The 19,761-nt window shown below is 73.2% G+C and carries 20 protein-coding genes; 2 read left to right on the top strand and 18 right to left on the bottom strand.

The features are described from left to right. Positions 1-297: 297 nt before the first annotated feature. The 7 genes from trpM to hisI all read right to left on the bottom strand — a co-directional run bounded on the left by trpM (position 298) and on the right by hisI (position 5,216). Complete coding sequence (gene trpM, locus ACFYV1_RS10610; RefSeq protein ID WP_389395052.1) at positions 298-687, bottom strand: tryptophan biosynthesis modulator TrpM; 390 nt, start codon at positions 685-687, stop codon at positions 298-300. A 7-nt stretch (positions 688-694) separates the two neighbouring features. After that, positions 695-1,504 carry an indole-3-glycerol phosphate synthase TrpC gene (gene trpC, locus ACFYV1_RS10605; RefSeq protein WP_389395051.1) on the bottom strand — a complete coding sequence of 270 codons (810 nt, stop codon included), beginning with the start codon at positions 1,502-1,504 and terminating at the stop codon, positions 695-697. Between the two features lie 127 nt (positions 1,505-1,631). Further along, positions 1,632-2,222, bottom strand: a complete 591-nt coding sequence (locus tag ACFYV1_RS10600) for a DUF2752 domain-containing protein (RefSeq protein ID WP_389395050.1) — start codon at positions 2,220-2,222, stop codon at positions 1,632-1,634. A gap of 82 nt (positions 2,223-2,304) precedes the next feature. Beyond that, the gene (locus tag ACFYV1_RS10595) at positions 2,305-2,559 is read right to left on the bottom strand and encodes an HGxxPAAW family protein (protein ID WP_389395049.1); all 255 of its coding nucleotides are present in this window, start codon (positions 2,557-2,559) and stop codon (positions 2,305-2,307) included. 116 nt (positions 2,560-2,675) lie between these two features. Beyond that, positions 2,676-3,314 carry a TIGR02234 family membrane protein gene (locus tag ACFYV1_RS10590; RefSeq protein ID WP_389395048.1) on the bottom strand — a complete coding sequence of 213 codons (639 nt, stop codon included), beginning with the start codon at positions 3,312-3,314 and terminating at the stop codon, positions 2,676-2,678. 7 nt (positions 3,315-3,321) lie between these two features. After that, a complete protein-coding gene (locus ACFYV1_RS10585) occupies positions 3,322-4,833 on the bottom strand; it encodes an anthranilate synthase component I (protein ID WP_389395047.1) in 1,512 nt (503 codons plus the stop codon). A gap of 11 nt (positions 4,834-4,844) precedes the next feature. After that, positions 4,845-5,216: a phosphoribosyl-AMP cyclohydrolase gene (gene hisI, locus ACFYV1_RS10580; RefSeq protein ID WP_389395046.1), complete on the bottom strand. Its 372-nt coding sequence runs from the start codon at positions 5,214-5,216 to the stop codon at positions 4,845-4,847. A gap of 84 nt (positions 5,217-5,300) precedes the next feature. On the opposite strand from hisI, the gene ACFYV1_RS10575 reads away from it, so the two are divergent. Continuing rightward, positions 5,301-5,933 carry a TIGR03085 family metal-binding protein gene (locus ACFYV1_RS10575; protein WP_389395045.1) on the top strand — a complete coding sequence of 211 codons (633 nt, stop codon included), beginning with the start codon at positions 5,301-5,303 and terminating at the stop codon, positions 5,931-5,933. A 378-nt stretch (positions 5,934-6,311) separates the two neighbouring features. Here ACFYV1_RS10575 and ACFYV1_RS10570 read toward each other — a convergent pair whose 3' ends face one another. The 11 genes from ACFYV1_RS10570 to hisD form a co-directional block, all read right to left on the bottom strand. Beyond that, on the bottom strand, positions 6,312-7,721 hold the full coding sequence (locus ACFYV1_RS10570; protein ID WP_389395044.1) for a PucR family transcriptional regulator: 1,410 nt from the start codon (positions 7,719-7,721) through the stop codon (positions 6,312-6,314). A gap of 153 nt (positions 7,722-7,874) precedes the next feature. Continuing rightward, positions 7,875-10,649, bottom strand: a complete 2,775-nt coding sequence (locus ACFYV1_RS10565; protein WP_389395043.1) for a LuxR C-terminal-related transcriptional regulator — start codon at positions 10,647-10,649, stop codon at positions 7,875-7,877. A 267-nt stretch (positions 10,650-10,916) separates the two neighbouring features. Further along, positions 10,917-11,846: an alpha/beta hydrolase gene (locus ACFYV1_RS10560; RefSeq protein ID WP_389395042.1), complete on the bottom strand. Its 930-nt coding sequence runs from the start codon at positions 11,844-11,846 to the stop codon at positions 10,917-10,919. Between the two features lie 338 nt (positions 11,847-12,184). Next, the gene (gene hisF, locus ACFYV1_RS10555; RefSeq protein WP_389395041.1) at positions 12,185-12,940 is read right to left on the bottom strand and encodes an imidazole glycerol phosphate synthase subunit HisF; all 756 of its coding nucleotides are present in this window, start codon (positions 12,938-12,940) and stop codon (positions 12,185-12,187) included. After that, positions 12,937-13,350 carry a RidA family protein gene (locus ACFYV1_RS10550; RefSeq protein ID WP_389395040.1) on the bottom strand — a complete coding sequence of 138 codons (414 nt, stop codon included), beginning with the start codon at positions 13,348-13,350 and terminating at the stop codon, positions 12,937-12,939. The genes hisF and ACFYV1_RS10550 overlap by 4 nt, the downstream gene beginning before the upstream one ends. Next, positions 13,347-14,072: a bifunctional 1-(5-phosphoribosyl)-5-((5-phosphoribosylamino)methylideneamino)imidazole-4-carboxamide isomerase/phosphoribosylanthranilate isomerase PriA gene (gene priA, locus ACFYV1_RS10545; protein WP_389395039.1), complete on the bottom strand. Its 726-nt coding sequence runs from the start codon at positions 14,070-14,072 to the stop codon at positions 13,347-13,349. Before priA ends, ACFYV1_RS10550 begins: the two co-directional genes overlap by 4 nt. Continuing rightward, a complete protein-coding gene (hisH, locus tag ACFYV1_RS10540) occupies positions 14,072-14,722 on the bottom strand; it encodes an imidazole glycerol phosphate synthase subunit HisH (protein ID WP_389395038.1) in 651 nt (216 codons plus the stop codon). The genes priA and hisH overlap by 1 nt, the downstream gene beginning before the upstream one ends. Further along, positions 14,719-14,886, bottom strand: coding sequence for a hypothetical protein (locus tag ACFYV1_RS10535; protein ID WP_389395037.1), 168 nt, complete (start codon positions 14,884-14,886; stop codon positions 14,719-14,721). The genes hisH and ACFYV1_RS10535 overlap by 4 nt, the downstream gene beginning before the upstream one ends. Next, positions 14,883-15,479: an imidazoleglycerol-phosphate dehydratase HisB gene (hisB, locus tag ACFYV1_RS10530; protein WP_389395036.1), complete on the bottom strand. Its 597-nt coding sequence runs from the start codon at positions 15,477-15,479 to the stop codon at positions 14,883-14,885. Before hisB ends, ACFYV1_RS10535 begins: the two co-directional genes overlap by 4 nt. Next, positions 15,476-16,588 carry a histidinol-phosphate transaminase gene (locus ACFYV1_RS10525; protein ID WP_389395035.1) on the bottom strand — a complete coding sequence of 371 codons (1,113 nt, stop codon included), beginning with the start codon at positions 16,586-16,588 and terminating at the stop codon, positions 15,476-15,478. The genes hisB and ACFYV1_RS10525 overlap by 4 nt, the downstream gene beginning before the upstream one ends. After that, positions 16,585-17,919 carry a histidinol dehydrogenase gene (gene hisD, locus ACFYV1_RS10520; protein WP_389395283.1) on the bottom strand — a complete coding sequence of 445 codons (1,335 nt, stop codon included), beginning with the start codon at positions 17,917-17,919 and terminating at the stop codon, positions 16,585-16,587. The genes ACFYV1_RS10525 and hisD overlap by 4 nt, the downstream gene beginning before the upstream one ends. A gap of 152 nt (positions 17,920-18,071) precedes the next feature. On the opposite strand from hisD, the gene ACFYV1_RS10515 reads away from it, so the two are divergent. Then, on the top strand, positions 18,072-19,676 hold the full coding sequence (locus tag ACFYV1_RS10515; RefSeq protein ID WP_389395034.1) for an oxidoreductase: 1,605 nt from the start codon (positions 18,072-18,074) through the stop codon (positions 19,674-19,676). Positions 19,677-19,761: the final 85 nt, after the last annotated feature.

Genomic DNA, 19,761 nt, shown 5'->3' with positions numbered 1-19,761 from the left:
CCGCCCGGACCTCCACGCCCCGAAGGCGCCGGGGCCGGTCGCTCCGGCCCGGCGTGGCGGGTTCGTCGAAGCGAAGGTCCCCGGCCGGGTGGTGCGGGTGGGGACGCCCCGGCGAAGTCGGAGCCGACCCCACCCACGGCCGCCCGGCCGTGGAGGGAGATCGCGGACACCGCGCGATGCGCGGTGCACGGGTCCGGGGCGTGCCCCGGTTTCGGGATGCGGTACCACCCACGGCCGACGGGCCGTGGAGGGGGAGGCGGGGAACCCGCCGGAAAGGCCTGGTGCCTCTCGTTCGGATCAGCGCGGCCGATCCGGGCGAGGGACTGGTGCCGTGCCCGGCAATGCCTGCCCGTCACGGGCGCGACAGGGCAGAGCTTGTCGGGAGGGGCACCAGCGGCCGGCGCGCGCGGGCGCGCCGCGCCATCGCATCCCGTTGACCTGGCCGGGCTCGTCGCCGATGACATAGCGCACGCGTCGCCCGTGCACGCGTCGCGCCGGGGCACGGCAGCCGCGCGGGCGGCAGCCGCGGGCCAGCCGCGCGTACGGGTCACGAGGGGCGCCGGACGCCCCCGCCTCGAACGCGAACCCGCCGGCGGCCGAGACGGCGTCGCCGGTCGGGCTCGGCACGCTCCGCCGCCCCGGGCGGGAACCCGGGGTCGGTGCGGAGCGGCGGCGGGCGGTGGTCATGCCTGGATCAGCTCCGGCCGTGCCGCAGCGCCGGGTGCGCCCCCGCGGCCACCAGGTCCGCGACAGCGGCCCTCGGGTCGCGGCCGGTCACCAGGGACTCGCCGACGAGGACGGCGTCCGCGCCGGCGTTGGCGTAGGCGATCAGGTCGTGCGGGCCGCGAACACCCGACTCGGCGATCTTGACGATGTGCGCCGGGATCTCGGGGGCGACCCGCTCGAACGTGGAGCGGTCGACCTTGAGGGTCTTGAGGTCTCGCGCGTTCACACCGATGATCTTCGCTCCGGCGTCGACGGCGCGCTCCGTCTCGTCCTCGTCGTGCACCTCGACCAGCGGGGTCAGGCCGATCGACTCGGCACGCTCGATCAGCGAGACGAGGGCCTCCTGGTCGAGCGCGGCGACGATCAGCAGTACGACGTCGGCGCCGTACGCACGCGCCTCCCACAGTTGGTAGGCCGTGACGATGAAGTCCTTGCGCAGCACCGGGATGTCGACCTTGGCGCGTACGGCCTCGAGGTCGGCGAGCGATCCGCCGAAGCGGCGCTCCTCGGTCAGCACGGAGATGACGGCCGCGCCGCCCGCCTCGTAGTCGGCGGCCAGCCCTGCCGGGTCGGCGATCGCGGCGAGCGCGCCCTTGGACGGGCTGGAGCGCTTGACCTCGCAGATCACCTTGACGCCCTCGCCGCGCAACGCGGCGACGCCGTCCTTGGCAGCAGGAGCCTTGGCGGCGCGCTCCTTGAGTTCGTCGAGGCTGACACGCGCCTGCCGCTCTGCCAGGTCGGCGCGCACACCTTCGATGATCTCGTCGAGCACACTCACGCGAGCGGCCCCCTTCCGGGACGGTCTGGATGGATCATGAGACAGATCGGGATCAGCCATGTCGATGGTATCCGCAGGACGGCCGACGGCCCGCATCCGGTCACGGCCTGTCCCACTACCTGGGACTTCACGGGGCGAGCGCCGAGCCGAACGGCAGGTTCCGCACCACGCTGAAGATCAGCAGCGCACCGCCCACGACCCACCACGCTCCGGGGGACAGCCCGATCCTCAGAGGTCGGTTCTGTACGGCGCGAATCAGCCACACCACCCACACGACGGCGAAGACCGCGTAGCCGACCGTGGCGGCGGCGTTGGCGCCGAAGGCCCCGGCCAGGTCACCGTGGATGAACGCGTGGGCGCTGCGCAGTCCGCCGCAGCCGGGGCAGAGGATGCCGGTGAAGCGCAGGAGCGGGCAGACGGGGTAGTGGCCGGCCTCGTTCGGATCGACGTTGCCGACGTACGCGAAGGCCGCGGCGACCGCCGCGATCGCCCCGAGGGGCGCTGCGACGCGCCGTGCGAACGAAGCGGGTGTCCCGGGGAGGAACGGGGCGGGCGGCCCGGGGAGGAACGGGGCGGTCCGCAGGGCCGGGGAACCTGCGGCCCAGGTCCCCGCCGGGTCCGGCACGGGCCCGGTCGCGGGGGGATTGCCGGGGTCCGGCGCGCCGGCCGGGTCCGGGGAGGAGGGCCGGGGCTCGGGGTGAGAAGGTGTGGCGTCCACGCGGTGATTGTCCACGTTCGACGACGACGGCGCAGCCCGGCCGTGCCGGGCTGCGCCGTCGTTCGACATCTGCCGCTCGGTGTCAGGCGGCCGCGTGCTCCCGTGCCGCCGCGCGCTGACGGGCTGCCACGACGTCGTCCGGGTCCTTCGGGGTGCCGAGGCCGGCCATCTTCATCGCGCCGCCGACGATCGCGCCGAGCGCGATGACAGCGCAGCCTGCCCAGAAGCCGAGCGGGCTGTTGGCCACCATGAAGACGCCTGCGACGCAGAAGCCGATGAAGGCGATGATGGTGCCGGTCCAGGCGGCCGGGGTGTGTCCGTGGCTGCTGCCCGCCATGAGTTGCTCCTCGTTTCTGGTGCGATGTCGTGAGCCGGTGCTCGTGCTGAGCCGGACGCTCGTCAGTCATTGTCCCGTACGCCGGGACGCGCCCGGCTCGGGGGTCGGATCGGGGATCATTCCTCGCGGGTGGGGTCCTCGCCGCGGTCCAGGGCCTTCCAGAGGTCCTCGGGGCGGTCCGGGTCTACCGGCCGTTCCCGACGGGGACGGGGGCGGCCGTCGCGTTCGTAGCGGCCCGACATGGAGGGCCACTGCCGGCCGTATCGCAGGGCGAGCAGACCGGCGAGAAGCAGCAGCACGGCGCCGGCGGCGGTGACGTAGGGCCAGACGGTGTGCGTGAGGGCGTCGACGGTGGCGGCGGTGTCGCCGGTGGTGCGGGCGGCCTTCTCGTCGAGCGCGTCGGCGTCGAAGGCGCCGAGGAGCGCGGCCGTGGCGGCACCGGCTCCGCTCAGGGTCAGCAGCGCGGCGACGAGGACCCGTCCGGCGCGGCGGACCGCGAAGACGGCGACGAGGGCGGCCAGGCCGACGATCGCCAGCGCCGTGGGGACGCCGGTGACGTCCGAGCCCGTGGCGCCGAGGGAGACGGTCCCGCCGCCGACCGACGTGGTGCCCTCGGCCCAGATCCGGCCGGCGGCGAGCAGGACGACGGTCGCGCCGGCGGCGCCGAGGAACAGGGCGGCGGCAAGGCTGCGGCGGCGGCTCGTGGCGGCCGTCGCGGCTGCGGCTCGGGGCTGGGGTACGGGTACGGCACTCACGTACCCACTATCCCTTACCGCCGCTTCGTTCACCCAGGCGGTTGGCCGTGTGGACGGCGCGCAGCACGGCGGCCGCCTTGTTGCGGCACTCCGTGTCCTCCGCGACCGGGTCGGAGTCGGCCACTACACCTGCTCCGGCCTGGACGTAGGCGGTGCCGTCGCGCAGCAGGGCGGTGCGGATGGCGATGGCGGTGTCGGAGTCGCCCGCGAAGTCGAGGTAGCCGACGCAGCCGCCGTAGAGGCCGCGGCGGGAGGGCTCGAGTTCGTCGATGATCTGCATGGCGCGGGGCTTGGGCGCGCCCGAGAGGGTGCCCGCGGGGAAGCAGGCGGTGAGCACGTCGAAGGCGGTGCGTCCCGGTGCCACCTTGCCGGTGACGGTGGAGACGATGTGCATGACGTGGGAGTACCGCTCGATCGACATGAAGTCGACGACCTCGACGCTGCCGGGCTCGCAGACACGGCCCAGGTCGTTGCGGCCGAGGTCGACGAGCATCAGGTGCTCGGCGCGCTCCTTCGGGTCGGCGAGGAGTTCCTCCGCGAGGTCGTTGTCCTCCTGGGGGGTGGCGCCGCGCGGGCGGGTGCCGGCGATGGGGTGGACCATCGCGTGCCCGTCCTCGACCTTGACCAGGGCCTCCGGGCTGGAGCCGACGACGTCGAAGCCGTCGAAGCGGAAGAGGTACATGTACGGCGAGGGATTGGTGGCCCGCAGCACCCGGTAGACGTCCAGCGCGCTCGCGGCGCACGGGGTCTCGAACCGCTGCGAGGGAACGACCTGGAAGGCCTCGCCGGCGCGGATGCGCTCCTTCACGTCCTCGACGGCCGCCTGGTAGTCCGTGCCGCCCCACAGGGTGGAGAACTCCGGCAGCTCGGAGGCGGGCAGCGCGGTGGGCGGGGAGGCGAGCGGCCCGGCGAGGTCGGACTCCATGGCGTCGAGGCGGGCGACGGCGTCCGCGTAGGCCTCGTCGACGCCGGTGTCGAGGTCGTTGTGGTTGATCGCGTTGGCGATCAGCAGGACCGTGCCGTCCCAGTGGTCGAGGACGGCGAGGTCCGACGTGAGGAGCATCGTCAGCTCGGGCAGTCCCAGGTCGTCCCGCTCGCCGGGGCCGATCTTCTCCAGCCGGCGGACGATGTCGTAACCGAGGTAGCCGACCATGCCTCCGGTGAACGGCGGCATCCCGGAGGCCAGGTCGCGCGGGGTGTGCAGGGTCTCGACGGTCTCGCGCAGCGCGTGCAGCGGATCTCCGTCGACCGGCACGCCGACCGGCGGGTTGCCCAGCCAGTGCGCCTGCTCGTCGCGGACGGTCAGCGTGGCGTCGGAGCGTACGCCGATGAAGGAGTAGCGGGACCACAGCTGGGCCGTGCGGCCGTTCTCCGCGGACTCCAGCAGGAACGTGCCCGGGCGTTCCGCGGCGAGCTTGCGGTACAGCCCGACGGGTGTGTCGCCGTCCGCGAGCAGCCGGCGGCTGACGGGGATGACGCGGCGGTCGGCGGCGAGCTTGCGGAACGTCTCGAGATCCATGGCGCCAGACCCTACTTGCCGAGAAGTACGTCGGTGTCGAAGCAGGTGCGGGCCCCGGTGTGGCAGGCGGCGCCGACCTGGTCGACCTTGACGAGGACGGTGTCGGCGTCGCAGTCGAGGGCCACGGACTTCACGTGCTGCACATGGCCGGAGGTGTCCCCCTTGACCCAGTACTCCTGGCGGCTGCGGGACCAGTAGGTGCACCGGCCGGTGGTCAGGGTGCGGTGCAGGGCCTCGTCGTCCATCCAGCCGAGCATCAGCACCTCACCGGTGTCGTACTGCTGGGCGATGGCGGGGACGAGTCCGTCGGCGCTCCGCTTGAGGCGGGCGGCGACGGCCGGGTCGAGGCTGCTGGCGGGGACGCTGGGGACACTGCTGGTCATACCGCCATTGTGCCGTGCCGAAGTGGGTGACCGGGCGGTGCGTCCACTGGGCGGACCCGGTGTGCCCCCCGTACGCTGGCGGGCATGTCGACCCATGCCAAGCGTGAACGACTCCTGCTCGCGGACCTGTTGGAGGCGGCCGGCCCGGACGCGCCGACCCTGTGCGACGGGTGGCTGACCCGGGATCTCGCGGCCCATGTGGTGATGCGTGAGCGGCGGCCCGACGCGGCGGGCGGGATACTGCTCAGCGCGCTCAAGGACAGGGCCGAGCGGATCCAGGCCGAGTTCGCCGCCAAGCCGTACGAGGAGCTGGTCCACCTCATCCGTACGGGACCGCCGCGGATGTCCCTGTACGGGATCAAGCAGATCGACGAGGCCGCCAACACGGTGGAGTTCTTCGTGCACGCCGAGGACGTGCGGCGGGCGCAGCAGGAGTGGACGCCGCGTGCGCTGGACCGTGTCTTCGAGAACGCGCTGTGGTCGCGCCTGGAGAAGGGCGCGCGGCTGCTGGGCCGGAAGTCGCCCGTGGGTCTGGTGCTGCGCAGGTCGAACGGTCAGACGGCGGTGGCGCACAAGGGCACGCCGGTGGTGACGGTGACCGGCGAGGCGGGCGAGCTGACCCTGTTCGCGTTCGGACGGCAGGACACGGTGCGTGTCGAACTGGACGGCGACAAGGACGCGATCGCCAGGCTGCGCGAGGTGAGGCTCGGCTTCTGAACCCTGCTCTCCGAGGGTCGGCGGCTCGCGGGATGGCGTCAGCGGCCCAGTGCCCACCGTGCGGTCGGCTTCTGTGCGCGCCGAAGGTCCCGGTCCGGGACGCGGGGGCCGGCCCGCCGCGCCTCGAGCCGCTCAGGGCCGGCAGGAAGCCGGCCGGGACGGTCACCGGGCGAGGAGGACGACGAGGGCCGGGGACCGGCCCTCGAACCCGGCGCCGGAGGCGAGGGAGCCGGCCAGGCGCACATGGGACGGCATGACGGTTACGGCACCGGCGCGGCCGGTGGCTCGTGCAGCCACCGGCCGGGCTTCGGTGCCCGCACACAGGCGGTCACGGTCCGGGGTGTGCCGGGGCACACCGCCGTGCAGCACCGACTGCCCCTAGGAATCCAGCAGTCGGCGTGCGGTGAGCGCGAGGGAGACCTCGACGACGTCGGTCGGCCGGGACAGCGAACGGCCGGTGAGCTGTTCGAAGCGGCGGAGCCGGTTGAGGACGGTGTTGCGGTGGCAGTAGAGCCGCGTCGCCGCGCGCTGCGCGGAGCCCTCCGCGTCGAGCCACGCGGTGAGCGTGTCGACGAGAAGGTCGCGGTCGGTCGGGTCGATCGCGTACAGCGGCCCCAGTACGCGATCGGCGAGCGCACGGCCGAGGTTCGGGGAGGAGACGACGACGGCGGCGGGCAGGTGGTCGTCGAGGAGCACGACACCGCCGTCGCGAGGGCAGGCACGCAGCGCGGTGCCGGCGAGCCTTCTGCCCTCGCCGATGGCGGCGAGTCCGACGACCGCCGAGCCGACTCCCACGCGGACGCCGGGGGCCGCGTGCAGCCCGGCGGCGAGTTCGGCGGGGTCGACGGACACGACGGAGGGAGCGACCGCGGCAGGTGCGGCAGGGGCGCCGACGGCGGGGTTGCCGGCGTCGGGTGCGGCGGCTTCGGCCCCGGCGGGTGCGCCGTCCACCGCGCCGGTCCCGGCCGGATCGGCGCAGCGGCGGGTGCCGCCTCCGGCCCGCTCGTCCACCAGGTGCACGATCCCCAGTTCCGCCTCCGGGGTGGAGTGCCACACCACGGGCACGCCCGGCGGCAGCGTCACCAGCGGCCCGGCCGTGTGCGGATGGGCCGAGGCGGCCGCGATCACCACGAAGCGGCCGTCCTCCGGCACGCCGAGCAGCGTCGAGGCGTCGGGCAGGTCGGTGATGCGGGCCGTACCGTCCAGCAGTGCCGCGGTCGTCAGCCGCAGCCGGTTCTCCCTGCGCCACGCCATCCGGCGTTCGGCCTGCCGGTAGGCGTCGGCGACTATGGCGCAGTGCTCGTCGACGAAGTTCCAGACGTCCGCGGCGACATGGACGAGCAGCCGCATGTCCTCGGGGTGGCGTCGCGCGGTCTCGTCCACCAGCCCCTGCCACACCATCGCCCCGCCCATCCGGAACGCGTGCAGCACGGCGTCGAGCGGGACGTCCTGCTCGGCGCGGGCGGCGCCGATCATCCGCGAGGTGCGCCGGGCGATGTCCCGGCACTCACGGGGACGGATCAGGGAGGCGACGTTGTGGCGGAGCGACTGGTGCACCTCCTGCCACACCTCGGCGGCGTCGGCCTCGATCGCGACGCGGTACGCGGGTTCCTGCTCGCGCAGTTCGCCGACCAGGCTGGTGGTCAGTCCCGCGACGTCGTCCAGCAGTACCTGGGCGGCCCGGTGAAGTACGGCGACGGCCTCCGCGTCCAGCAGGGAACGGGTGCGGGGCAAAGCCGCGTGGGGCGTGGGAACCGCCCTGACGCGCGAACGTACGAGATTCGACATGGGCGGCCTCCACCGGAGTCGGCTCGCTCCGGTGCCGCGGGAAACGGGCGCACCGGATCTACCTGACGCTCGCAGAATGGCATACCGCCCAGTCGGTACCCAGGGGTTTGCGGCATTCTCCTCATCACGGTCCAGCAACGCGGGCGGGTGTCCTCAGTGCCCGGACCGCTCCAGAAGGCGTGCGAGTTCGGTCCGGGAGCGGACTCCCAGCAGCGCGAACACATTGCGCAGATGATGGTCGACGGTCCTCGTGCTGACGGAGAGACGCAGTGCCACCTCCCGGTTGGTCGCGCCCTCCGCGACGTGGCGGGCGATCCGCCGCTGCTGTGGTGTGAGCCGGTCCAGCGCGACGCCCGCGGTGTCGCCGGACGCCGCCTCACCGGCCACCGACTCACCGGCCGCTCGCAGCTCGCCGCTCGCGCGTTCGGCCCAGCTGCGTGCCCCGCAGCGCTCGAAGGCGACGAGCGCGTCCCGCAGCGGAACGCGCGCCTCCCGCGTCCTGCGCCTGCGCCGCAGCCAGTGCCCGTAGAGCAGCAGGGTGCGGGCGCGCTCGAAGTCGCCGCCCGCCCGGTCGTGGTGGGCGAGGGCCTCCCCGTAGCGGGCGTCGGCCTCCTCCGGCGGCGCGAGCAGAGCCCGGCAGCGGGCCAGCTGGGCGGGTGCTAGCGGGTCCGCGGTGCCCGCCGCCCAGAGCTGGAACTCCTCGACCGCCCCGGCCGTGCCCGCCGCCCGGCCGGCCAGCACGGCCGCTTCCACGAAGCACGGCACGGCGAGCATCCTGACCGCGAAGTGGCCGCGTCGCGGCCCCGGCACGACGAGAGGGTGCAGGCGGGCGGCCGCCTGTGCGCACCTGCCCGCCGCGAGGTCGGTCCGGGCCACGGCCCAGACGGCGAGGCATGCGGCCTGGGCGAGGCCGTGCGCCGCGGCGGCGGACTCGGCGGCGCCGGCGTGTTCGGCGCAGGCGGCGGCATCGCCCTCCACGGACGCGGTCAGGGCGAGCACGGCGTGCAGATGCGCGGCGTCGTTGCGCCGGGACAGCCGGCCGGCGGCGCGCAGTCCCTCGTGGGCGTGCACGCGGGCGGACGCGTGCCGGCCGGCGCGCAGCTCTCCGTACGCGAGGTGCTCCAGCGCCTGGGGCAGCAGCGCATCGGGCCCGTGGGCCCGTACGGCGGCCAGCGCCCTGGCGCCCGCCCGGCAGGCGGCGTCCACGTCTCCGACGACGAGTGCGGCGTCCACCGCGCGCATCAGCGCGGCCGGGTCACCGGCGCGTCCAGCCGCCTCGACACAACTGCGCAGCAGTGCCTGCCCTTTCGCGGTCCGCCCGTCGAAGACGGCCCGTATCCCCGCGACGTATGCCGCGACCGCGTCTTCGCCGTGGGACGGAGACGTGACCGGGCCGCCGGCCCCGCCGGCACCCGGAGCGGCCGGGTGCGGCGCCGCACGGTCGGGTGCGGGCGTGGCCGGGCCGGCGGCTTCCTGTGGCGGGAGTGCCGTACCGATGCGGCCCAGGGCGTCGGCGTAGGCGGGCGCGTCGCCCATGGACCAGGCGGCGTCCGCCGCCGCCAGCAGGGCCGCGTCGGAGCGTGGGGCGTCGTGCGTGGCCAGGAGCGCGGACGCGGCGAGCAGGGACTCGTGGGCGTCGGCCACGGGGCCGTCGCCGAGGGTCAGCAGGCCTCGCACGTAAGGGGCGTGACCGAGGGCGGGCGAGGTGCGGACGCGGGCCAGCAGAGCGCGGGCCCTGCGGGGTTCGCCGTCCAGCCAGGCGTGCTCGGCCGCCATCGCGAACCGTACGCCGCGCCGGGTCTCGTCGGCCGTGAGCTCGGCGGCCCGGGCGAGTGCGGTGGCGCGGTCGGTGTGCGCGAGGGGCGGGGCCGCCGCCCCGGTCAGCGCCTCGGCGAGGAACGGGTCGTAGCCGCCTGCCGCGCAGGCCCGCTGGACCAGGCGCGGGAGTGCGAGATGGGGGCCGTCGAGCGCGGCGGCCAGCAGCCGGTGTGCGGCGCGGCGGCGCGGCAGAGGTGCGCGCCGCAGCAGTGCCGTGCGAAGCAAAGGGTGGATGAAGCGGATGCGCGTGCCGTCGCCGTGGACCGCGCCGGCGCGTTCGGCGGGCAGCAGCCGGGCCGGGTCGACGCCGGCCAGTCGTGCCGCGCGGGTCAGCAGCGCCGCGTCCGCGCCGGTTCCGTCCGGCTCGTGTTCCTCGGCCGCCGCGGCGAGCAGCAGCAGGAGCCGGGTGTCCGGGGGCAGCGCCCGAACCGCACAGGCGTACGCGTCGAGGATGTCGTCCGCTCCGGGCAGCGGGTGCGGCAACGGTGTGTGGCCGGCGATCTGGTCGGGAGTGAGGCACCGGGCGAGGGCGGTCAGCAGCCGCGGATTGCCCGCGGCCTCCCGGCACAGTTCGTCCCGTACGACGGGGTCCGCCGGGCCGTCCGTCAGCCGGTCGAGCAGCGCCCCCGCGGCGGTGTCGTCGAGCGGTCCGAGCCGTATCCGCGGCAGTCCGGCGAAGGCGTCCCGGCCGCCCGGGGCGTCGGCGGCGGTGAGCAGCACGGCGACGCGGTCGGCGGGAGTGAGGCGGCGGGCGGCGAAGCCGAGCGCGATGCGCGAGTCACGGTCCCAGGTGTGGGCGTCGTCGACGCAGACCAGCAGCGGTGCGCGGGCGCCGAGGGCCCTCAGCAGTTCGAGCAGTGCCGCGGGCGAGAGTCCCGCGCGGGCCGGGCCGCTGGCGGGCTCGCGCCAGGGGCGGCCGGGCACGGAGCAGAGCAGGGCGTGCAGCCCGCTGTACGGAAGGGACGACTCCGCGGTCGCGGCCCTGGTGTGCAGCAGCGTTCCCTCGCGATGGCTGCCGACGGCATGGCGCGCGAGCGCGCTGCGCCCGAGGCCCGGTGGGGCGGTGAGTACGAGGGTGCTGCCACCGCCCTCCCGGAGATTTCTCAGCATGCTTGCGATCACGGCGAGTTCACCGTTCCGGCCGTACAGCCGAAGCGGACTGCGCACGGTCGTCGATAGGGTCACATCTGGGAACTTACTCCCAGGTAAGTACCGTCCGGTAGAGGCCGGTCCGCACCGATGGGCCGCCTCCCAGCGCAAGGCGCCCGGGCTTGTGCGCCCGCACAGCACGTTGCCGGTGGCGGGCGGGCCGTCACCGGCAACGTGCGTTCATCCGCGCGTGATCAGCCCACGGTCACGCACTCGATCGGTACGCGATCACGAGGTGTGCGGGCAGTTGCCCCGGTACTCCTCGATGGTCGTGCTCGGCCGCGGCAGCGGGCAGAGGAACTGCTCGTAGCGGGTGTCGTTGTCGATGAATCGCTTCAGCCAGGAGATGCTGTACTTCGCGATGGTCGTGTTCGACGAGTTCGGAGTGAAGTGGGACGCTCCGTTCAGCTCCAGATAGGCCTTGTCGAGCGACGACGACAACGACTCGTAGAACGGCTCGGAGTGCGAGCTCACCGGCGCGATGCTGTCGCCGTCGGCCCCGACCACCAGCGTGGGCGTGCGCAGCTCCGGCCAGGTCTTGTCCGTGTTCCAGCCGGTCAGCGGGATCGCCGCCTGCAGCGAGGGCCGGTCCTTGGCGGCCTCCAGGGATCCGCCGCCGCCCATGGAGTGGCCCATCACACCGAGCCGGGAGCTGTCGATCCGGCCCCTGACCGAACTGCGCTGCGTCAGGTAGTCGAGCGCGGCGAGGAGTTGGTCGCCGCGGCTCGCGGGCTGGTCCCACGTGGAGTTGGTGTCGATGGTGAAGACCACGAAGCCCTGGGAGGCGAGCCGCGGGCCGAGCCAGGCGATGCTCGACTGGTACGCGGTGAATCCCGGCGAGACGGCCACGGCGCCGAACGTGCCGTCCGCGGTGGACGTCGGGTAGTAGATGGTGCCGCCGCCGAATCCGGTGACGGACCATGAGGAGACGGACGTCTCCGAGACGGCGTAGGGGCCCCTGGGCGCCTCGATGCTCGACACGGTCGGGGCGGGGCCCCGCTCGTACGGGTTGGCGGCCAGGGTGCCGGTGCCCGCAGTGCTGTCGGCGGCCTGGGCGCCGGGGATGAACGCCGTGCACAGGCCGACGGCCGCCGCGGCCGCGGCCAGCGCGGTCCGAAGCCTGCGGGTGCGGCTCCGGGAGGGGTGGGGGTGCTGCACGAGGGTGGTCCTCTCGGTCGTGGCGGAGCCACACCGGAGCGGACCGGCCCGTCGTCGCCAGGGGCCGGGGGGATGCACCGGTGGATACCGCCGTGTTGATGGCGGTACCACCGTCGGGGTGCATCCGGTCGGCGCACATCGGCAACTTCACCGGTCTTGGTGACCCGGCCGGACGGCGGGGTCACCAGGACCGGACGGCGGGGGTCACCGGGACGGACGGCTGGGTCAGGGACCCGAGGGGTCTCATCACCGGGACCGGAGGGCCGGATCACCAGCCCGAGCAGCCCCATCACCGGGACCGGACGGCCTCGTCACCGGGACCGGGCCACGGAGGACCCTCAGCGGACCGGGTGGCCCGCCTCCCGCAGCGCGTCCTTGACCTGCGAGATCCGCAGGTCGCCGAAGTGGAACACCGAGGCCGCGAGCACCGCGTCCGCGCCCGCGTCGACGGCCGGCGGGAAGTCGGCGAGCCGGCCCGCGCCACCGGAGGCGATCACCGGGACCGTGACGTGCCCACGGACGGCGGCGATCATCTCGGTGTCGTAGCCGTCCTTGGTGCCGTCGGCGTCCATGGAGTTGAGCAGGATCTCCCCCGCCCCCAGCTCGGCCGCCCGGTGCGCCCACTCGACGGCGTCGATGCCGGTGCCCTTGCGACCGCCGTGCGTCGTCACCTCGAACGAGCCGTCCGGGGTGCGCCGGGCGTCGACGGAGAGCACCAGCACCTGGCGGCCGAACCGCTCGGCGATCTCGCGGATCAGGTCCGGCCGTGCGATCGCCGCGGTGTTGACGCCGACCTTGTCGGCACCCGCCCGCAGCAGCTTGTCGACGTCCTCCGCCGTGCGCACGCCGCCGCCGACGGTGAGCGGGATGAAGACCTGCTCGGCGGTGCGGCGCACCACGTCGTAGGTGGTCTCCCGGTTGCCGGACGAGGCGGTGATGTCGAGGAAGGTCAGCTCGTCGGCGCCCTCGGCGTCGTACAGCCTGGCCATCTCGACGGGATCGCCCGCGTCACGCAGGTTCTGGAAGTTGACGCCCTTGACCACCCGTCCGTTGTCGACGTCCAGGCAGGGGATCACCCGTACCGCGAGGGTCATGCGGCACCTCCATCGGTTCCGGTCGGCCGGTACGCCTCGACCTCGACCTCGACGACCAGCGAGGGGTCGACGAAGCCGGAGACCACGAGCATCGACGCGGCCGGCCGGACCTCGTCGAAGATCTCCTTGTGGGCGCGCCCGACCTCGTCCACGTCGCGGGCGTGCGTGATGTACATCCGGGTGCGCACGACGTCCCCGGCGCCGAGCCCGAGCTGCCGGAGCGCGTCGATCGCCACGCCGAAGGCGGTCACGGTCTGCTCGTACGGGCTGCCCGCGGCGATCTCGCCGCCGCGGACCGACGTGCAGCCGGAGACCAGGACCAGGCCGTTCGGCAGTTCGACGGCGCGGGAGTAGCCGAAGGACTCCTCCCACGGGCCGTCGGAGCCGACACGGCGCACGGAACCGGTCATTCGGACACCGCCGCGAGGGCCTCCTCGAGAGTGAACGCCTCGGCGTACAGGGCCTTGCCGACGATGGCGCCCTCGACACCCTCGGGGACCAGGGACGCGATGGCACGGAGGTCGTCGAGGGACGACACGCCGCCGGAGGCGACGACCGGCTTGTCGGTGGCCGCACAGACGTTCTTCAGCAGCTCCAGGTTGGGGCCCTGGAGGGTGCCGTCCTTGGCGATGTCGGTGACGACGTAGCGGGCGCAGCCCTCGGAGTCGAGGCGGGCCAGGGTCTCGTACAGGTCGCCGCCGTCGCGCGTCCAGCCGCGGCCGCGCAGGGTGGTGCCCCGTACGTCGAGGCCGACGGCGATCTTGTCGCCGTGCTCGGCGATGACCTTGGCGACCCACTCGGGGGTCTCCAGCGCGGCGGTGCCGAGGTTGACGCGGCGGCAGCCGGTGGCGAGCGCGGCCTCCAGCGACGCGTCGTCGCGGATGCCGCCGGAGAGCTCGACCTTGATGTCCATGGCTGCGGCGACCTCCGCGATCAGCGCGCGGTTGTCGCCGGTGCCGAAGGCGGCGTCGAGGTCCACGAGGTGGAGCCACTCGGCGCCGGCGCGCTGCCAGGTGAGCGCGGCCTCGAGCGGGGAGCCGTAGGACGTCTCGCTACCGGACTCGCCGTGGACGAGGCGGACGGCCTGGCCGTCGCGGACGTCGACTGCGGGAAGGAGTTCAAGCTTCGGCATCAGAGCGTCTCGATCCAATTCGTGAGCAGCTGGGCGCCGGCGTCGCCGGACTTCTCGGGGTGGAACTGGGTGGCCCACAGGGCGCCGTTCTCGACGGCGGCGACGAAGGGCTCGCCGTGCGTCGCCCAGGTGACCTGGGGTGCGCGGATGGCCGGGTTGGTGACTTCGAGGCTCCACTCGTGGACGGCGTAGGAGTGCACGAAGTAGAACCGGGCGTCGTCGTCGACGCCGGCGAAGAGCTTGCTGTCCGCGGGGGCGTCGACGGTGTTCCAGCCCATGTGCGGTACGACAGGGGCGTCGAGCGGGCCGACGGTGCCGGGCCACTCGTCGAGGCCTTCGGTCTCCACGCCGTGCTCGATGCCGCGGGCGAAGAGGATCTGCATGCCGACGCAGATGCCCATGACGGGGCGTCCGCCGGAGAGCCTCCGGTCGACGACCCACTCGCCGCGGGCCTTCCTCAGACCGTCCATGCAGGCGGAGAACGCGCCCACGCCGGGGACGAGGAGCCCGTCGGCGTTCATCGCCCTGTCGTAGTCGCGGGTGATCTCGACGTCGGCACCGACCCGGGCGAGCGCGCGCTCGGCGGAGCGGACGTTTCCGAACCCGTAGTCGAAGACGACGACCTTCTTCCGCGGTGTCGTGGTGGTCATCCCCAGATCCCCTGGATCCGCATGACGCCGGCGACCAGACACATCGCGGAGGCCCCCGCGAGGAGCACGACGGGGCCCTTGGGCATCTGCTGCTTCTTGAAGGAGTACACACCGCCGGCGAGGAACAGCCCGACGACGATGAGAACGGTCGACAGGCCGGTCACAGCGCACCCTTCGTGGAAGGCAGGATTCCGGCCGCGCGCGGGTCGCGCTCCGAGGCGTACCGCAGGGCGCGGGCGAGGGCCTTGAACTGGCACTCCACGATGTGGTGGGCGTTGCGCCCGTACGGGACGTGGATGTGCATGGCGATCTGCGCCTGCGCGACGAAGGACTCGAAGATGTGCCGGGTCATCGTCGTGTCGTAGCCGCCGATCATCGGCGCCATGTTCTCCGGCTCGGTGTGCACCAGGTACGGGCGGCCCGACAGGTCGACGGTGACCTGGGCGAGGGACTCGTCCAGGGGCACGGTGCAGTTGCCGAAGCGGTAGATGCCCACCTTGTCGCCGAGGGCCTGCTTGAAGGCCGCGCCCAGCGCGAGGGCGGTGTCCTCGATGGTGTGGTGCGTGTCGATGTGCAGGTCGCCCTCGGTCTTGACGGTGAGGTCGAACAGACCGTGCCGGCCGAGCTGGTCGAGCATGTGGTCGTAGAAGCCGACGCCGGTGGCGACATCGACCTTGCCGGTGCCGTCGAGGTCGATCTCGACGACGACGGAGGTCTCCTTGGTGGTGCGCTCGACCCGTCCTACGCGGCCGCTCATGAACTGTGCTCCTTCTTCAAAGCGCGAACCGCATCGAGGAACGCGTCGTTCTCTTCCGGTGTGCCTGCGGTGACCCGCAGCCATCCCGGTACGCCGTTGTCGCGGACCAGCACGCCCCGGTCGAGGATCCGCCGCCACGCCGCCTGGGCGTCGTCGAACCGGCCGAACTGCACGAAGTTGGCGTCGGACTCGGTGACCTCGTATCCGAGCGCCCGCAGTTCCACGACCAGCCGGTCGCGCTGGGTCTTCAGCTGCTCCACGTACCCGAGCAGCGTATCCGTGTGCTCCAGCGCGGCGAGCGCGGTGGCCTGGGTGACGGCGGACAGGTGGTACGGCAGGCGCACCAGCTGTACGGCGTCGACCACGGCGGGGTGCGCGGCCAGGTAGCCGAGACGCAGTCCGGCGGCGCCGAACGCCTTGGACATGGTCCGGGAGACCACCAGATTCGGCCGGCCCTCGATCAGGCGCAGCAGCGAGGGGCGGTGGCTGAACTCCACGTAGGCCTCGTCCACGACGACCAGCGACGGCTTCGCCGCCTGCGCGGCGTCGTACAGCGCGAGGACCGTCGCGGCGTCGACCGCGGTGCCCGTGGGGTTGTTGGGCGAGGTGATGAACACCACGTCCGGGCGGTGCTCCGCGAGGGCGGCCTCGGCAGCCGCGGTGTCGATGGTGAAGTCGTCCCTGCGCGGCCCGGAGATCCAGCCGGTGCCGGTGCCGCGGGAGATCAGACCGTGCATCGAGTACGACGGCTCGAAGCCGATCGCGATGCGGCCGGGCCCGGCGAAGGTCTGCAGCAGCTGCTGGATGACCTCGTTGGAGCCGTTGGCGGCCCAGACGTTCTCGCAGGCGACGCGGTGGCCGGTGGTGCGGGTGAGGTAGGCGGCCAGCTCGGTGCGCAGCTCGACCGCGTCCCTGTCGGGGTAGCGGTTGAGCTGCCGGGCGGCCTCGCGCACCCGTTCGGCGATCCGCTCGACCAGCGGCTCGGGCAGCGGGTAGGGGTTCTCGTTGGTGTTCAGCCGGACGGGCACGTCGAGCTGCGGCGCGCCGTACGGGGTCTTGCCGCGCAGCTCGTCGCGGATCGGGAGATCGTCGATGCCGATGTCGGTCACTGCCCGGGCACCTTCCAGTCGAACCTCGCCTTGAGGGCGGCGCCGTGCGCCGGCAGGTCCTCGGCCTCCGCGAGCGTCACCACGTGGTGGGTGATCTCGGCGAGGGCGTCGCGCGTGTAGTCCACGATGTGGATGCCGCGCAGGAAGGACTGGACGGAAAGCCCGGACGAGTGGCAGGCACAGCCTCCGGTCGGCAGTACGTGGTTGGAGCCGGCCGCGTAGTCGCCCAGCGAGACGGGCGCCCACGGGCCGACGAAGACCGCGCCCGCGTTGCGGACCCGGGCGGCGAGGGCGGCGGCGTCGGCGGTCTGGATCTCCAGGTGCTCGGCGCCGTAGGCGTTGACGACCTCGAGTCCGTCCTCGATGCCGGAGACGAGCACGATCGCGGACTGGCGGCCGGTGAGCGCGGGCCTGATCCGGTCCTCGACGTGCTTTGTGGCGGCGACCTGCGGCTCCAGCTCCCGCTCCACAGCGTCGGCCAGCTCCTCCGAGTCGGTGACGAGCACGGCGGCGGCCAGCGGGTCGTGCTCGGCCTGGCTGATCAGGTCGGCGGCGACGTGGACGGGGTCGGCGGTGGAGTCGGCGAGGACGGCGATCTCGGTGGGACCGGCCTCCGCGTCGATGCCGATCCGGCCGGTGAAGTAGCGCTTGGCTGCGGCGACCCAGATGTTGCCGGGGCCGGTGACCATGTTCGCGGGCGCGCAGGACTCCGTGCCGTACGCGAACATCGCGACGGCGGTGGCGCCGCCGGCCGCGTACACCTCGTCGACGCCGAGCAGTGCGCAGGCGGCGAGGATCGTCGGGTGCGGCAGGCCGCCGTGCTCCTTCTGGGCCGGCGAGGCCAGGGCGACGGACTCGACGCCCGCCTCCTGCGCCGGGACCACGTTCATGATCACGGAGGACGGGTAGACGGACCGGCCGCCGGGCGCGTAAAGGCCGACACGGTCGACCGGGACCCACTTCTCCGTGACGGTGCCGCCGGGGACGACCTGGGTGGTGTGCTCGCTGCGGCGCTGGGCGCGGTGCACGATCCTGGCCCGGCGGATGGACTCCTCGAGGGCGGCCCTGACCTCGGGGTCGAGCTCCTCGAGCGCCCTGGCGAGGGCCTCGGCGGGCACCCGTACCCGGTCCAGCTTCACACCGTCGAATTTCTCCGCGAAATCGATCAGCGCCGCGTCGCCGCGATGATGCACGTCCTCGCAGATGGGCCGCACCTTCTCCAGGGCGGCTTCCACGTCGAACTCGGCACGGGGCAGGAGGTCGCGCAGGGCGCCGCCCTCGGGGAGGGCGGCACCGCGCAAATCGATTCGAGCCAGAAACTTAGATCGCAGCACGCAGACAATTCTCTCAGACCGGATCCGGCCCCTGTTCTTCCGTATCACTGGCTGATATCCGTCCCGCAAGTTGACCATCACCACTAGCGTTCAGCCCGTCACTCAGCGGGAAGAACAGCTGTACGAGCCAACGAAGCGGAGGAGCGGCAGTGACCGAGCCGCTGGACGACGGGGTTCCGGACGGGCTGAGCCCGTCCGAGCTGCGCATGTGGAACGCATTCAGAAACGGAAGCACGCACGACCTGAGTGACACCGATCCCCTGCTGAACGATCCCTTCTCGGCCCGCCCCTGGGGCCCCGAGCGCAGTGTCCGCGCGTCGATCGTCGCCCGGCTGCTGCTGAACGGACCCGCCGCCCGGCCCGGCCGGGTGTCGGCGCTCAAACTGCGCGGCGCCCAGATCACCGGCACCCTCAAACTCGCGGGCGGCAACATCGCTCCGTACGTGGAGCTGAACGGCTGCCGCTTCGAGAACGAGCTGCTGATGCCCGAGGCGCACTTCGCCACCGTGCGCATGGTGAGCTGCGCGATCCCGCGCATCGAGGCGGCCAGGCTGCGCACGGAGGGCGATCTGCACCTGCCGCGCTGCCGCGTCGACTCCGGCATCCGGCTCACCGACGCCCAGATCGGCACGGACCTGCTGATCAACCAGATCCATGTCCGGCCGGACCGCCGGGGCCGGGCGATCACGGCGGACGGCCTGTCCGTCGCCCAGGACTTACAGGCCGAGCTGATAGAGACGTACGGCGAGTTCAGCCTGCGCGGCGCGAAGATCGGCGTCTCACTCAGCCTGCGGGGCAGCCGGCTGCGCGCGGCTGCGGAGCGCCGCGCGCTCAACGCTCCGCAGCTGACCGTGGAGCGCACGCTCTACATGACGGGGGCCTGGGTGAGCGTGTCCACCGGCAACCAGGGCGCCACTCCCCCGTTCGGGACCGATCCGTACGGCAACCCCGTCACCCGTGGCTCCCGGCTCCAGCCCTTCGAGTGCCACGGCGGCGTCCGCCTCGACGACGGCCGGTTCGGCGACGCGGTGGACCTCCAGCGGGCGAGGTTCGTGCTGAGCCCTCGCGAGGAGCTGTCGCTGCGCCGGATCGCCACGCCCGAGCTGCGGTTCAACGCGGAGCGCCCCGAGGAGGGGCGGGTCGTGCTGAACGGCGCCAAGGTCGTGACGCTGATCGACCTGGCGGCGAGCTGGCCGGGGCCAGGCGGGCTCGCGATGGGCGGCTTCGTCTACGAGAACCTGGTGCCGTACGAGGAGTTCCCGCTGTCGCGGCGGCTGGAGTGGGTGGCCTCCGCGACGCCGGAGTACTCCCCGGAGCCGTACGAGCGGCTGGCGACCGTGCTGCGCAACAGCGGGGAGGACGCCGACGCGCGAGAGGTGCTGCTGGCGAAGCACCGCCGCCGCAGGGAGACGCTGCCGCTGGCCGGGAAACTGTGGGGCTATCTGCAGGACCTGACGGTCGCGTACGGCTACCGGCCGGGCCGGGCGGCGCTGTGGATGGCGGTCCTGTGGGCGGCCGGCGCGATCGCCTTCTCACAGGTCGCCCCGCCGCCCATCAAGCCCGACGAGCATCCGGAGTGGAACGCGGCGCTGTACGCCCTCGATCTGCTCGTGCCGGTGATCAATCTCGGCCAGGACGGCCATTGGCGGCTGCAGGGCGGCTGGCAGTGGGCCGCTGCCGTGCTGGTACTGCTGGGATGGATTCTCGCCACCACCGTGGCGGCGGGCGCGTCGCGATTGCTCCGTCGCGGCTGAACCTCTTTCTTTACCGTCTCTTGACCTTCGCCCGGACAACCATTCCGCCTCTGCCAAAGCTTCACAGGCGCCCTCTGGCGCGGCG

The organism is Streptomyces sp. NPDC003023, from assembly GCF_042888225.1.
In the GTDB taxonomy this organism is placed as follows: domain Bacteria; phylum Actinomycetota; class Actinomycetes; order Streptomycetales; family Streptomycetaceae; genus Streptomyces.
Note: the sequence above shows the minus strand (reverse complement) of the source record. Positions and strands in the feature narration are given on the sequence as shown.